The organism is Parabacteroides goldsteinii (assembly GCF_020091425.1).
GTDB lineage: Bacteria > Bacteroidota > Bacteroidia > Bacteroidales > Tannerellaceae > Parabacteroides > Parabacteroides goldsteinii.
In genome coordinates this window covers 2,270,692-2,284,401 of the sequence record NZ_CP081906.1, presented here as the reverse complement: position 1 = coordinate 2,284,401, position 13,710 = coordinate 2,270,692, and the positions used below count along the sequence as shown (strand labels likewise).

Sequence of the window (13,710 nt, the reverse complement as noted above, 5' to 3'; positions counted from 1 at the left end):
ATGAGTGTTTTTAAAAACAAAGTTCTCCTAATCACCGGAGGTACCGGTTCTTTCGGTAATGCCGTCCTTCGGCGTTTCCTGGATTCCGATATCAAGGAAATCCGAATCTTTAGCCGAGATGAAAAGAAGCAGGACGATATGCGTCACGCTTTGCAAAATCCTAAAGTGAAATTCTATATCGGAAATGTACGTAACAAGACATCGGTAGATATTGCTATGCGCGGTGTGGATTATGTGTTTAGTGCAGCTGCATTGAAGCAGGTTCCCAGTTGCGAGTTCTTCCCAATGGAAGCTACCCGTACAAATGTAGAAGGTACAGAAAACGTGCTGCTTTCGGCTATCGAACATGGTGTAAAGAATGTAGTCGTCCTTTCAACCGATAAGGCCGCTTATCCGATCAATGCAATGGGGATCTCCAAGGCGTTGATGGAAAAGGTGGCGATTGCCAAAGGGCGTGAGCTGGGTGAAGGGGCGCAGACAACAATCTGCTGCACGCGTTACGGCAATGTAATGGCAAGCCGTGGTTCGGTGATCCCTCTTTGGGTGGAACAGATAGAACAAGGGAAACCGATCACTGTTACCGATCCGGAAATGACCCGCTTTATGATGACTCTGGATGATGCTGTCGATTTGGTGATCTATGCCTTTACACATGGTCATAACGGTGATCTGTTCGTGCAGAAAGCTCCGGCTGCTACTCTGTCTGTTTTGGCACAGGCGTTGAAAGAGACATACGCGCAGATCGATCCGAAGTATTTGGATACAGAAGTGAAGGTGATTGGTACGCGGCATGGTGAGAAACTGTATGAAACACTGGTAACCCGTGAAGAGATGGCGAAAGCGATCGATATGGGTGAATATTATCGTATTCCCTGCGATACACGCGATCTGAATTATGATAAGTTCTTTACCGAAGGAAGCGAATGTCTCTCTAAGATTGAAGACTATCACAGTCATAACACCTCACGTCTGGATGTGGAAGGCATGAAAAAACTATTACTCCGTTTACGCTTTATTCAGGAAGATCTTGGGCTGATCGAACGGGCAAAACCGAGAGAAATCAGAAGCGAATAAAAAATAATAATGATATGAATATATTAGTTACCGGTGCCAAAGGATTCGTCGGTCGAAACCTTGTTTCCCAGCTGCATAATATCCAGTCGGGGAAAGCACGGAATTATCCTGTTTCGGGAACTGAACTAAAGGTTTTCGAATATGATATAGACAGCGATCCGGCTGAGTTGGATGTCTATTGCAAGAATGCCGATTTCGTTTTTAACCTGGCGGGTGTGAACCGTCCGAAAGATCAGGCGGAATTTATGAAAGGTAATTTTGGCTTTGCATCTACTTTGCTGGATACATTGAAAAAGTATAACAATACTTGCCCGGTGATGATCTCTTCGTCTACACAGGCGGCATTGGATAATCCGTATGGCGAATCGAAGAGGGCGGGAGAGAACTTATTATTCGAGTATGCAAAGGAAACCGGAGCGAAAGTCCTGGTTTATCGTTTCCCGAATGTGTTCGGAAAATGGTGCAGGCCGAACTATAATAGTGCTGTCGCTACTTTCTGTAACAATATAGCCAATGATCTGCCTATCCGGGTGAATGATTCGAGTGTGGTTATGAATCTGGTGTATGTGGATGATGTGGTGGATGAACTGATTGCTGCTTTGTCGGGTGGGGAGCATCACGAGGGAGACTTTTGTGCCGTTCCTGTGATTCATACGATCACATTGGGAGGTATTGTTGACCTGCTTTATTCTTTTAAAGAAATGCCGAATAATTTAAGTGTACCTGATTTGGGCGATCCTTTCACAAAGAAGTTGTATTCGACCTATCTGTCTTATCTGCCGAAAGAGAAATTCAGCTATCCGGTACAGATGAAAACAGATGATCGCGGTAGTTTTACAGAGATTATCCGTACGCCTGACCGGGGACAGTTTTCAGTCAATATCTCCAAACCGGGGGTAACGAAAGGCCAACACTGGCATCATACCAAGAATGAGAAATTCGTGGTGGTGAGCGGTCATGGCTTGATCCGGCTTCGTAAGATCGGAACGGATGAAGTAATCGATTTTGAGGTCAGCGGGGAAAAGATAGAGGTCGTGGAAATGATTCCCGGTTATACGCACAACATCATTAATCTTTCCGATACGGAAGAACTGGTGACTTTTATGTGGGCCAACGAACCTTTCGACCCAACCCGGCCGGATACTTATTTTGAAGAGGTGTAAAAAAAAGAAACATGAATAAACTGAAATTAATGACCATCATCGGTACCCGTCCGGAAATCATCCGTTTGGCTGCTGTTATTAAACGATGCGATCAGTACTTCGATCAAATCTTGGTCCATACCGGACAGAATTACGATTATACACTGAACCAGGTATTCTTTGATGATTTGGGACTTCGTGCTCCTAACTATTATCTGGACGCCGTAGGTGCGGATCTGGGAGAAACGATTGGGAATATCATTGCCAAATCGTATAAACTGATGGCGGAGGTGAAACCTGATGCCGTGCTGGTGTTGGGAGATACGAACTCCTGCCTGTCTGTTATCGGTGCGAAGCGTTTGCATATTCCTATTTTTCATATGGAGGCGGGCAACCGTTGTTTCGACGAATGTCTGCCGGAAGAAACCAACCGCCGTATCGTGGATGTGACAGCCGATGTCAATATGTGTTATTCGGAACATGCGCGCCGGTATCTGAATGCTGCCGGTACACCGAAAGAACGTACTTATGTAGTCGGTTCGCCGATGGCAGAGGTATTACATAATAACCTGGAACAGATCAAAGCAAGTGATGTACTGGAACGTCTGGGATTGAAGAGAGGAAAGTATATCTTATTGTCTGCCCATAGGGAAGAGAATATCGATACGGAAGCAAACTTCTTCAATCTGATGAATGCGGTAAATGCGATGGCAGAAAAATATGATATGCCCATTCTTTATTCCTGCCATCCCCGTTCCAGGAAATATATCGAACAACGTGGTTTCAAATTCGATCCGCGTGTGATACAGCATGAACCGCTGGGGTTTCACGATTACAATCATCTTCAGATGAATGCCTTTGCAGTGGTATCCGATTCGGGTACGCTTCCCGAAGAAAGCAGTTTCTTCCTGTCTGTCGGCAATCCGATTCCGGCGGTATGTATCCGTACCAGTACGGAACGTCCGGAAGCATTGGACAAAGGTAACTTCATTCTGGCGGGTATTACGACCGAGCAGGTGTTGCAGGCGGTGGATGTGGCTGTCGAAATGAATAAGGACGGTGCTTGTGGAATCCCTGTTCCCAACTACGTGGATGAGAATGTTTCGGTGAAGGTAGTCAAGCTGATACAAAGCTATACCGGAATCGTTAATAAAATGGTTTGGAAAAAATATTGATTCTATCGCTCCTATGCTGCGAAGTGAGATGAACTTGGTAAAGACAGGCGAGAAAGTTGATGTTTTTTTTACAATCTATCTAAAATTCCTTGGGGATTTTTGGGTATAATAAAAAAAAACTATCTTTGTTCTATCTATAAAGAACTAAGATATGATAGAAAGAAAAAGCTATTTAGATAGGATACAAGGAGCTTTCAAGCTAACTCCGATTGTGGTATTGATTGGAGCACGACAGGTGGGAAAGACATCGATTATGAAAAGTCTGCCGGTGAAACCTGGTGAAGAAACCTTGTTTCTCAATGGACAGGATGTAGAGGTGGCGGCACGTTTTCAATTATTTAGTACTATTGAACAGTACCTGAAGATTTATCTGAATCCCGAAATGAAGGGATTGTTGATGATTGATGAATTTCAGTTTATTCAGGGGATCTCTACCATGCTGAAACTGTTGACGGATAAATATGAAGGATTGCGTATCCTCTGTTCCGGAAGTTCAAGTCTGGATATTTTGCAACAAATAGAGGAATCGCTGGCCGGAAGGGTAAGGGTGATTGAGGTTCTGTCACTTTCGTTTTCAGAGTATCTTCAGTTTAAGGATGAACGTCTGTGGCGTTTGCAGCAGACTGTTACGGACGGGCGGGATGATGCATTGGTACGACCTTTACAACAGGCTCTGGAAGAGTATCTCGTTTATGGAGGACTTCCCAGGGTGGCGTTGACCTCCGAACCGGAAGAGAAGATTGCGATGCTGAATGATATTTATCAGACCTATCTGTTGCATGATGTGCGCACTTACATTGCGAATGAACATTTTGTAGGTTTTAACCGGTTGCTTCGCTTGTTGGCTGTTCAAATTGGTAATCTGGTAAATGTGAATGAACTGAGTCGTGAGAGCGGATTGCCTTATGGTAAATGTGAGGAGTATATTTATTTGTTGCAACAGATGTATATAATCAAATTGATTGAGCCGCATTTTACCAATAAAAGAAAAGTGATAGGCAAAATGAACAAAGTTTATTTTTGTGACATTGGTCTGAGAAATATGATTTATAATAGTTTTAATGATATTAATTTCCGGACGGATAATGGCGCATTGTTCGAAAACTTTGTTTTGTTGGAACTGTGGCGGAATAAGCCAGCTTCGGGAATTATCCGGTTTTACCGGACACAGGCAGGTACGGAGGTGGATTTTGTAGTGGACAATTCGGGTCATAAAATAGCCGTAGAATGTAAGTTTAAGAGATTAGTTAATCCAGTCTCTATTCCGGCTTTAAGTAATCTGGCCGACGAAGAAAATATGTCCGGTCGCTACATTGCCAATATCAATATGGACGAAACCTATAAAGAAACCCGTCTGATGCCGGGAATACTGGCTGACAGGATAAAAGTATAGATAAAACAAAGTCCCTGCTCCGCCGATCAGCATCAGACTGTATCCGGATAATCCGAGCCAGTCGTTGGCAGGAGGTTGTTTTCCCCAGTCTCCCTGTCCGAGAGCGAGAGTATCGCCCCGATACAGGTCAGGGTCACTTCCGTCTCCCGCATCAGGAGGGAGAGGAGGTTCAGGTTATGGAAACCGATGCATTTAGCCGGTATATAAAAATAACCCTTGTTATGTGAACGGTGTGAGCAAATCTTTATATCATGATTATATAAAAAAGAATAAAAACAGCCGTAAAAAAATTACAGTAGTTGTTCTTTCTTATATATTTGTTGTGAACTAACGAAATAATATCTATGCTTAGGAAATTTAGTGTTTCTAATTTTAAATGTTTCCAAAATGATTTTGAATTTGATCTTTCGGAAACGAATGGTTATTCATTTAATTCACAATGTGTGAAAAATGGAATAGTGAATGCTGCGCTTATTTATGGGCATAACGGCATGGGGAAATCAAATTTGGGATTAGCTATTTTTGATATTATTGAACATTTGACTGATCAAAGAAGAGAAGAGCGTAGATATAGAAATTATGTAAATGCTTATAGTACCTCGCCTACGGTTGATTTTTATTACGAATTTCTTATTGATAATAAGGTTGTAAAGTATACTTATAAAAAGAGTGATTATAAGGTTTTGGTTTATGAGGAGTTTTCAATAGATGATACAGTCCTGGTGTCATTTGATAGAACAAACGGGAATACTAACTTCTCTGTTTGGCTGAAAGGTGCAGAAAGTCTGAAAACTATGATTAATGATCCTCAATTATCTGTTTTGAAGTATATTAAAAACAATACAGTACTGGAGGAAAATGAACAAAACAATATATTTAAAGCCTTTTTCTCCTTTGTAGAACATATGTTGTTTTTTCGTTCGTTGGAAGATCGGACCTATATGGGATTACAGGATACCGGAAAGAGATCGTTGACGGAAGATATTATCGAATGGGGGAATGTTGAGGATTTTGAGCTTTTCCTAAATAAGGCAAATATTAATTGCAAGCTTTCTGTAGTAGAATCATTGGATAGAAAAGATTTGGCATTTGATTTTAATGGGAAGAAGTTGTTGATGACTGAGATTATGTCAACAGGAACAAGTGCACTTACTCTTTTTTACTGTTGGTATCAGCGAATACGAAAAAATGAAGTGTCTTTTTTATTCATAGATGAATTTGATGCTTTTTATCATCATGATCTATCTAAGATGATAGTGGAAACTTTGAAAGAAATAGGGGTTCAGTTTATTTTGACTACTCATAATACGTCTATCCTTTCTAACGACTTATTACGTCCGGATTGCTATTTCTTGATGAATAAGAAGAAAATCAAATCTTTGTCGAATAGCACAGATAAAGAATTGAGAGAAGCACACAATATTGAGAAAATGTATAAAGCAGGAGCATTCAATGTCGACTAATATTTTGTTTGTCTTTGAAGGAGAAAGGGCTGAGAAGGTGATTGCTGAAAGTCTGGAAAAATCCGTTTTTAAGGATGAAAAAATAATCAAGTGCGCTTTTGCTGCAGATATTTATCAGCTATATGCTACTTTTGTTACAGATGAATATTTGGATATGTTTAGCTATATTAAAGCATTGAATGAACAGAATGCCAAGGTGCTTGAAGATTATAATAGAGATGATTTTTCGGAAATTCATTTATTCTTTGATTATGATGGTCATGCTACAGCTAACAAAGGGAAGCCAGGCGATGAAAAGATAAAAGAAATGTTGACTTACTTTGATAACGAGACAGAACAAGGTAAGCTCTATATTAGCTATCCAATGGTGGAGGCCATCAGGCATTTTAAGGATCATGACAGTTTTAGGGACTTGTGTGTAAAATGCAAAGGAAGGAATTGCCCTAATCAAGAAGATTGTAAGGAGGTGGCTACCTGTTTGAGTGAACCTCATTATAAAACGCGGGTAGGTAATGAATGTCCTAAAATGTCGAATATTCATCAATATAATTCAGAGTGTTGGAATACCCTTATAAAGGCGCATCTTTTTAAGATGAATTATGTGGTCAATGATTCTTATTCTTTACCGGAAGAGTTGGTGTCACAATTTGTGATCTTTGAGAAACAAATAGAAAAATATATCGGACAACCGTGTCCCAAAGTTGCGGTGTTGAGTGCATTTCCTCTTTTCGTGTTTGATTATTTTGGATGTAAAGAAATTATCCGCAGGTTAACATGATTATTCAAACTGATTTGAGCAAAATTTAAACAGGTTCTTATGAAATAGAAAGGGAGTGCATCCCTCGACACACCCCCTGTTTCCCTCAAAAGGGAAGGATCGCTTACGCAATAAACCATTTATACAAACACCCAACCCCGCCCATCAGCATCAGGCTATATCCGGACATTCCGAGCCAGTCGGCTCCGGGAGGGAGGTTTTCTTGCCGGGTTCCCCAGTCCCCCTGTCCGAGAGCGAGAGTATCGCTCCGATGCAGGTCAGGGTCACTTCCGTCTCCCGCATCAGGAGGGAGAGGAGGCTCAGCAGGAGCAGGCAGAGGATGAGGACAGGGGCAGTCACCGGCTGCCGGTTTTCGCTTGCGGGGAAAGATGATCCGGGCAAGGCTGGTGAGGAAGTTGAGAATTGTTTCAAGGACATTCATGGGAATTGAAAATTATAAATTGAAAATTGAAAATTAATTGACCGATAACCGCTCTATCGACCGGCAGATCGACACTAGCATACGCTGGTAAGCGGCACGGTTGTCACCGTTCACTTCACTGATGTATTTGCTGTAGGCAATCTCTTTGGCGTAAGCCGCAGGGTGGAAGGTGAGAGTCGCTGCCACAGGATAGGCCGAGTGGATCAGGCGGGCGAAGTCGAGGAAACTGTCTTCCGGTGAAGCGTACCGGCGGAACCATAAGGTCGGACGGCCGGTGACGACAGACAGGTCGGTGCGGTCGCCTTTCCAGAAAGGGTTGGGATGACCGTAAGCCGTGATGCCGAAAAAGTTGTTATGCTCCTTGCAAAGTGTACTTTCGCCCCAGCCGGTTTCGATGGCGGACTGGGCCAGGATGATGACCGGGTTCATTCCGAATTGCACTCCCGCCTTTTGGGCGAGAGGCAAATACTGTTTGATGAAATCTTGCTTTTTCATGGTGCGTTATTACTCGATTTCAGGACGGTCACTCCCCGAGCCACTGTTGCCGGAAGAGGTGATCGGTACAATTTTCTCAAACTTCGGTTTCGCTGTGACTTCTTTCAGCATGGGACCCGGTGTGAAAACGATACGACCCTTTTTGAACAGACTCGTGGTGAAATCATCGGCAACCGCTGTCCCCTTGCTGCCAGCCAGCATACGGAAGTTACCGAAATCGCCCACCTGGACCACTTCGCCGTTTTCCAGATGTTGGCGCATAACGTATAACAAACCGTCGATTACTAACATGACATCACCGCGTGAAGCCGTAGAATAAGAAGCAATGATTTCGCAGAGTTTGTTAAACTCCAGTTTCTGTTGGGCACGGATCTGGCCGTAATACAGCTTTGAACCGGCAGCAGCATCTTTACTCTTGTCAAGACGCTGTACTAAATGATACTTTAAAGCCATGGGAAATAATTTTTTAATTTGACAATGTGCCAATATGCCAATGGAAATACTCCGAAAGCTATTGACGATTAACTGGTTGGTTATCGATAACAATACAAAGGTACATCAGCCGAAAAACGCAAATTCCTATCTATCCTTCAACGGGAAGATCGATGAATATTTGTTCTTATTTTCAGTTCAGTATTAGAAATATTTGAACCTACTTTTCCCTTGATGGAAAAGTAGTCAAAAGATCAAGGCTTAACCGGCTTCACTGCTCTGGTGAAAGACTTCGCTGAAAAATCCGAAACTCGCTTCGCTCAGACAACGGATTTTTTTAACCGCTTCGTCTCCCCCCTACGCGGACGTTCACCCGCTTAGGCCTTTTCAAGGAAGCTGTGCTTCCTCTTAGGATGGCCGATACCGGTACTTATAGAACAAAAACTTGCGGATTTAACAGGTAGTATCGGCAATCTTAAGAGAACGCAAAGCGTTCTATGAAAGGCCTCATCTGGTGAGCGTAAAGCGAAGCATCCGTAGTGAGCGCCCGGAGGCTGTGCTGTTTGAGCGTAGCGAGTTCACAGACGACAGCGAACGCAGGATGCTGAGTAGCGAAGCAGATGCAGCCTTGATCTTTTGGTTACTTTTCTATCAAGAGAAAAGTAACATTCACTTTTGATAATAATTGATCTATTCGCAATGCTCAATGTCTGTATTAAGGGACGCAGATGAATATGATTGAATCTCTTGAAATAATTGAGAATCATGGCGATTATGTCGTTTTTATTTTGTAACTTCAAGGCATGTAAAACAACGGAGGAGGAAATATGGAAGAAGGAAAATTCAAGATCAGATCGTATGGTTGGCAGGAGTTGGCATTGCTGTATGGAGAGGGACTGACACCCGAATCGTCTACCAAAAGATTAAGCAAATGGGTACAGGTCAACCCTTCGTTGACAGACGAACTGGAACGGTGCGGATGGAAGAAAGGGAAAAAGATTCTGACACCCATACAGGTGCAGGTTATCGTCCGTTTCCTGGGCGAACCGTAAGTGAGAAAACAGATAGTTATGCATGGCGGATTACATAATTATCCGTATGCGATTATATAGTTAGGAAATTGACAATTAAAAGAGGCTTTCTGACAGCATAATACAATTGCCATATGGATTTATTACATAAAAAACATATCGATCTGATCAAGATCGTAAAAAAAGAATCGGCGCTTTGACAGGTAGAAACCTTGCGTATACGTACCTGGAGGAAGTAATCGAAAAGAACGATGATAAAATCGGTCTGATATTAATGCTCATCCCTGTCCTGACATGCAATGACACGAAAAGCACGAGTCGTTGGGATAGTCTGCGAACGCAGTTTTTCGAAAACAATAAAGAATTGATCCTGCATCAACTCGGATACACGAATCTGGTCGAGGCTTTTGAAAAAATTCCATTGGATGAAAAGGGAAAGACGAAAGTGATAGAACTGTTTCTCGAAATGAGAGAAGCCGGTTTACTCGGAGATATCTCTTACGGGAGATTGGCCGCCGCCCTGCTCACTATTTTTGAAATGAATTGTACGAAAGAATACCTCAGTTCACATTTGAGTCATTCGTAGTATAGATTATACTAGTTTAACAAACTGTATTTACACAAAAATACGTATTTTAATTTTATAACCTGTTGTCAGAAAGCCTTCTAAAGAAATAAAATGCGGAAAAAAGCGGGTTGCCATCCGTTTCCGAACCGTCTACTTTTGTCTTCGTAATGCAAGTTGAAAATCAATGTTTATTTTTTATATGTTCTTTTAAGAAGTTCTTTAATATATATAGAAAATAGGGTAATGCGTCTCAAAAGCGTTTCGAAAAAGCTTAAATCTATTTGTTAACCGGATGAGTAGCGTTTTAAAAGTGTTTCAAATTGCGTTTCAGATGTTACACGTTAAAGTAATACACATGAGACAAGAAAACAAAGAACATGAACGGGTGGCTCTCGAATATATGGGGCATTCATTCGTAAAAGTACCCAGAGTCTTATATGCTAGGGTATTGAGTTTGGAGAAAGAAGAAAAAATGTTAGCCAGGTTGCATTTGGTTTTGTTTATTTCATGCAACTTCGATGACAGGGTGGTGAAATTGGGAAATAACCAGGTAATGAGTTACAGAGGGGAGTATGTAGGCACGTATCGTGAGCTGTCGCGATTGTCAGGAATACCTTTCGGCTCGATCAGCCGCTTGCTTGAAAAACTGGAGAAGAGAAAACTGGTAGAGATAGTCCGGGTACCGGGCGGCTCTGTTATCCGCATAAACGGATACGATAAATTCTGTTTTGCTTCGGAGAAGGAATACAAGTTGCGTGACACTGCTAAAACCAGTCGGACGAACGAAGCGAAACAGGCGGAAGATGCCGCAGCACGCCTGTCGGAGGCTGAGGCCAAGATAGGGGGAAGAAGCAAGCAATATCCAAATAAAAACGTTAACTGAATCGACCATGGCAACAGAGAATATCGAAAATAAAATATTCGCAGGAGAAAACAACATCAGTGTGGAACAGGTGGAAGAAGCCGTTATCAGCGCCTTGCTGCTCGATGCCGGAGCGATAGTGGGCACCTTTCCCGTCTTGAAACCGGAGATGTTCAGCCGTCCGGACCTGGCATTTATCTATCAGGCAGTCAGCAATCTTTACGACAAGGGGGAAACGGTGGATATGATCACGGTCGATACCGAAATGCGTAAGACCGACGAGAAACGTTGGAAGGAATGGGGCGGTATTAAACGAATGGCTTCGTTGGTAGGATGCATACGCCATATTTCGGGTTTGCCTTATTATGTGGAAGAGGTGAAAAGACAGTATATGCTCCGCCTGTTGAACATCCTTTTTGTGACGCTGGGCGCAAAGGCGGCCGGGTTCGAGTCTTCTTACACACTGTTGATAGAAGAGGCGGAGCGGTCGTTGCTCGAACTGCGTGGGAGATGCACGGTGGGCAAACCGCTCGAACGTATCGGATGTACGGCCAACGAGGTGCTTCAGATGCATCGTGAACGGTTGAACACGGGGAATGACAGAATGCGTATCCTGTCGGGAATCGAAGAGTTCGATTACGTGACGGGCGGACTTTACAACGGTGAACTGTTGGTGGAAGGCGGACGTCCGAGCGACGGAAAAACGGCTGTCGCCATGCATATTGCCATGAATGTAGCGCTTTCGGGAAAAGCGGTCTGTTTTTTCAGCCTGGAGATGACAGCTATGCAGACGATGAACCGTCTTTTTGCCGGTTATGCTAGTGTGGATGCTGATCATTTACGTATCGAGGGACTGACGACGGCTGAACTGGAACGTATGGAACGGCTGGCGGGAAAGTTTGAAGACCTGCCGCTCTTTTTCGACCATACGCCGGGCAATAGCATAGAGAATATCCGTGCCCAGGTGATGTTACAGAAGAAGAAGGGGCTGTGTGACCTGGTAGTGATCGATTATCTGCATCTGATGGAACGCAAAGGGCGTGCCGGGGAGACGATGGACCAGTTGGTGGGCCGTAATATAGAAGGAGCGAAACAGGTGGCGGTCGATGCCAATTGTCCGGTGCTGGTCTTGTCGCAGATGAACCGTAATAGTGTACAACGTGTCGAAAAGGCGTATGTCCCTGAATTGCATGATCTGCGTGATTCGGGTGTGATCGAACAGGTGGCGGATTGTGTCTTTTTCGTTCACCGTCCCGAACGTTACGGTATTTTCAAGGACGAGACGACAGGGGAGAGCCTGCGGGGCGTAGGAAAATTATATATACTGAAAACACGAAACGGATCGACCGGGATTGCCCGTTTCCGTTACAATAAGTCATTTACCCGTATTACTAACTATGACAACCGGATGCGTTATGAAGAAGAATGATTTTCAACAAATAAAATCATCTGTTCGTATCGAGGAGGTGATCGGCGGTTATCAGCATTTGGAGCCTAAGGGGAAGAATTATGTCGGGCTGTGTCCGTTTCATCCGGACCACCATCCGTCGTTGATGGTGAATCCCGAAAAACAAACTTATTCCTGTTTTGCCTGCGGGGAACATGGGGATGTATTCGAGTTTGTCAGGAAGATGGAACATTGTACGTTGAGTGACGCGGTCAGGAAACTGGCGGCAGGCAGATTTGCTGAGGGTAAGCCGGATTTCGTGATGCCCGGTACAGGGCGGCTGGCTATCAAACGACAGGCGAAACAGTCTGCAAAGGATTTTGCGGCTTTTATGAAACTGTTGTTGCCTTATGCCTGCGGGTGTTCGGAGCTTTCGGCTGCTTATCTGGATTTTGAAGTGGGCATGTCGCCTGTGCAGGTGCCTGCCGAATGGAAGGTGATGCGCAACCGGATTATTTTTCCGGTGCGCGACGAGTATGGAAAACTGGTCGGGATGGGAGCACGCCGGTTGTGTGACGAAGATACTTCGGTTCCGAAATATATCAACTCGTCGGCAGCCGACGGGTATGACAAAGGGGCTACCTTGTACGGACTCAACCGTGCGGTGGCGGTGATACGGAAAGAAGATTATGTGTATATTACCGAAGGATATAAAGATGCGATTGCGATGCATGCTGCCGGGTTTGTCAATACGGTGGCTTTGTGCGGGACGGCTTTGACCGACAGCCATATTGCTTTGCTGAAGAAATATACCAACCGTGCCTGTTTGTTGCTCGACGGTGACGAGGCGGGGCAGGCAGCTTCGAAGAAAGCGGTGTTGCGCTTGCGGGAAGCGGGGATGGATGCCGATTCGGCGTTGATTCCTGGCGGGGGAGATCCGGATTCTTTATTCCGTCGGTTAGGCAGGGAAGAGTTTGCGCGGATGATCGGGCGGTTGCAGAACAGGCCGCATTCGTCGGAGTGCGCCTTGCTGACGGTTTGCCTGTTGTATCCGGAGGTTACTTTTCGTTTGAGAGGGGCGGAGTACTTGTTTATCGACCTGGTGGCTTCGGCCCTGGAGACGGATGATCTCTGGTTTGAAGATGCGGATCATCAGCGTATTTTCGAACATCTGCAGGAGGCAGGAACGGAGAATGGGTTGTCGGCCCCGCTTCAATGTGTTGTTGCTGAGCTGCATCGGGAATATGATACGCAATTACAGGCTGATCTGGAACTGTTATCGTCCGATGTATATCTGCCTTATCTGCTATTCCTGTATAGCGAAGCTCGTTTGCTCCGGCTGATCTCCCGGCTGGTCCGTCAGGTAGTGCAGGAAGACCATGAAGAGTTGCAGTACGAACTGGTTATAAAGCTGGCGGAACGCCGGGAACAACTGCGCCACGTTTCGGTGTGGCTGGACAGGCCGGGGGCGGTTTGATAATGAACAGTT

The 13,710-nt window shown here is 44.2% G+C and carries 15 protein-coding genes; 12 read left to right on the top strand and 3 right to left on the bottom strand.

What is annotated here, in order from left to right:
- The 6 genes from K6V26_RS10630 (at position 1) to K6V26_RS10605 (ending at position 7,025) form a co-directional block, all read left to right on the top strand.
- Positions 1 to 1,074 carry a polysaccharide biosynthesis protein gene (locus tag K6V26_RS10630; protein WP_129696671.1) on the top strand — a complete coding sequence of 358 codons (1,074 nt, stop codon included), beginning with the start codon at positions 1 to 3 and terminating at the stop codon, positions 1,072 to 1,074.
- A gap of 14 nt (positions 1,075 to 1,088) precedes the next feature.
- Positions 1,089 to 2,237 (top strand): capsular polysaccharide biosynthesis protein CapF, encoded by a 1,149-nt coding sequence (locus K6V26_RS10625; protein WP_224265317.1) that lies wholly within the window; start codon positions 1,089 to 1,091, stop codon positions 2,235 to 2,237.
- 11 nt (positions 2,238 to 2,248) lie between these two features.
- Complete coding sequence (gene wecB / locus K6V26_RS10620) at positions 2,249 to 3,391, top strand: non-hydrolyzing UDP-N-acetylglucosamine 2-epimerase (RefSeq protein ID WP_224265316.1); 1,143 nt, start codon at positions 2,249 to 2,251, stop codon at positions 3,389 to 3,391.
- A 151-nt stretch (positions 3,392 to 3,542) separates the two neighbouring features.
- Entirely contained in the window at positions 3,543 to 4,784 is a 1,242-nt protein-coding gene (locus K6V26_RS10615; RefSeq protein WP_224265315.1) for an ATP-binding protein, read from the top strand.
- A gap of 344 nt (positions 4,785 to 5,128) precedes the next feature.
- On the top strand, positions 5,129 to 6,247 hold the full coding sequence (locus K6V26_RS10610; protein ID WP_046147187.1) for an AAA family ATPase: 1,119 nt from the start codon (positions 5,129 to 5,131) through the stop codon (positions 6,245 to 6,247).
- Positions 6,237 to 7,025 (top strand): hypothetical protein, encoded by a 789-nt coding sequence (locus K6V26_RS10605; RefSeq protein WP_052349849.1) that lies wholly within the window; start codon positions 6,237 to 6,239, stop codon positions 7,023 to 7,025. The genes K6V26_RS10610 and K6V26_RS10605 overlap by 11 nt, the downstream gene beginning before the upstream one ends.
- 103 nt (positions 7,026 to 7,128) lie before the next feature.
- Here the strand turns inward: K6V26_RS10605 and K6V26_RS10600 are convergent, their stop codons facing one another.
- From K6V26_RS10600 to K6V26_RS10590, 3 genes are read right to left on the bottom strand one after another with little or no spacing between them, the layout of a single operon-like run.
- Entirely contained in the window at positions 7,129 to 7,446 is a 318-nt protein-coding gene (locus K6V26_RS10600; RefSeq protein ID WP_224265314.1) for a hypothetical protein, read from the bottom strand.
- A gap of 33 nt (positions 7,447 to 7,479) precedes the next feature.
- Positions 7,480 to 7,941 (bottom strand): glucosaminidase domain-containing protein, encoded by a 462-nt coding sequence (locus tag K6V26_RS10595; RefSeq protein WP_224265313.1) that lies wholly within the window; start codon positions 7,939 to 7,941, stop codon positions 7,480 to 7,482.
- Positions 7,942 to 7,950: 9 nt separating this feature from the next.
- Positions 7,951 to 8,394 (bottom strand): HU family DNA-binding protein, encoded by a 444-nt coding sequence (locus K6V26_RS10590; protein WP_007657045.1) that lies wholly within the window; start codon positions 8,392 to 8,394, stop codon positions 7,951 to 7,953.
- 493 nt (positions 8,395 to 8,887) lie between these two features.
- Here K6V26_RS10590 and K6V26_RS10585 point away from each other — a divergent pair, with 493 nt between their 5' ends.
- From K6V26_RS10585 to K6V26_RS10560, 6 genes are all read left to right on the top strand, one after another.
- Positions 8,888 to 9,052 carry a hypothetical protein gene (locus K6V26_RS10585; RefSeq protein WP_224265312.1) on the top strand — a complete coding sequence of 55 codons (165 nt, stop codon included), beginning with the start codon at positions 8,888 to 8,890 and terminating at the stop codon, positions 9,050 to 9,052.
- Positions 9,053 to 9,200: 148 nt separating this feature from the next.
- On the top strand, positions 9,201 to 9,425 hold the full coding sequence (locus K6V26_RS10580) for a DUF4248 domain-containing protein (protein ID WP_007657044.1): 225 nt from the start codon (positions 9,201 to 9,203) through the stop codon (positions 9,423 to 9,425).
- Positions 9,426 to 9,600: 175 nt separating this feature from the next.
- Positions 9,601 to 9,990 (top strand): hypothetical protein, encoded by a 390-nt coding sequence (locus K6V26_RS10575; protein WP_224265311.1) that lies wholly within the window; start codon positions 9,601 to 9,603, stop codon positions 9,988 to 9,990.
- A 337-nt stretch (positions 9,991 to 10,327) separates the two neighbouring features.
- Positions 10,328 to 10,855 (top strand): MarR family transcriptional regulator, encoded by a 528-nt coding sequence (locus K6V26_RS10570; protein WP_224265310.1) that lies wholly within the window; start codon positions 10,328 to 10,330, stop codon positions 10,853 to 10,855.
- Positions 10,856 to 10,862: 7 nt separating this feature from the next.
- On the top strand, positions 10,863 to 12,263 hold the full coding sequence (locus tag K6V26_RS10565; RefSeq protein ID WP_224265309.1) for a replicative DNA helicase: 1,401 nt from the start codon (positions 10,863 to 10,865) through the stop codon (positions 12,261 to 12,263).
- Positions 12,250 to 13,698 (top strand): DNA primase, encoded by a 1,449-nt coding sequence (locus K6V26_RS10560; protein WP_224265308.1) that lies wholly within the window; start codon positions 12,250 to 12,252, stop codon positions 13,696 to 13,698. Before K6V26_RS10565 ends, K6V26_RS10560 begins: the two co-directional genes overlap by 14 nt.
- Positions 13,699 to 13,710 lie beyond the last annotated feature (12 nt).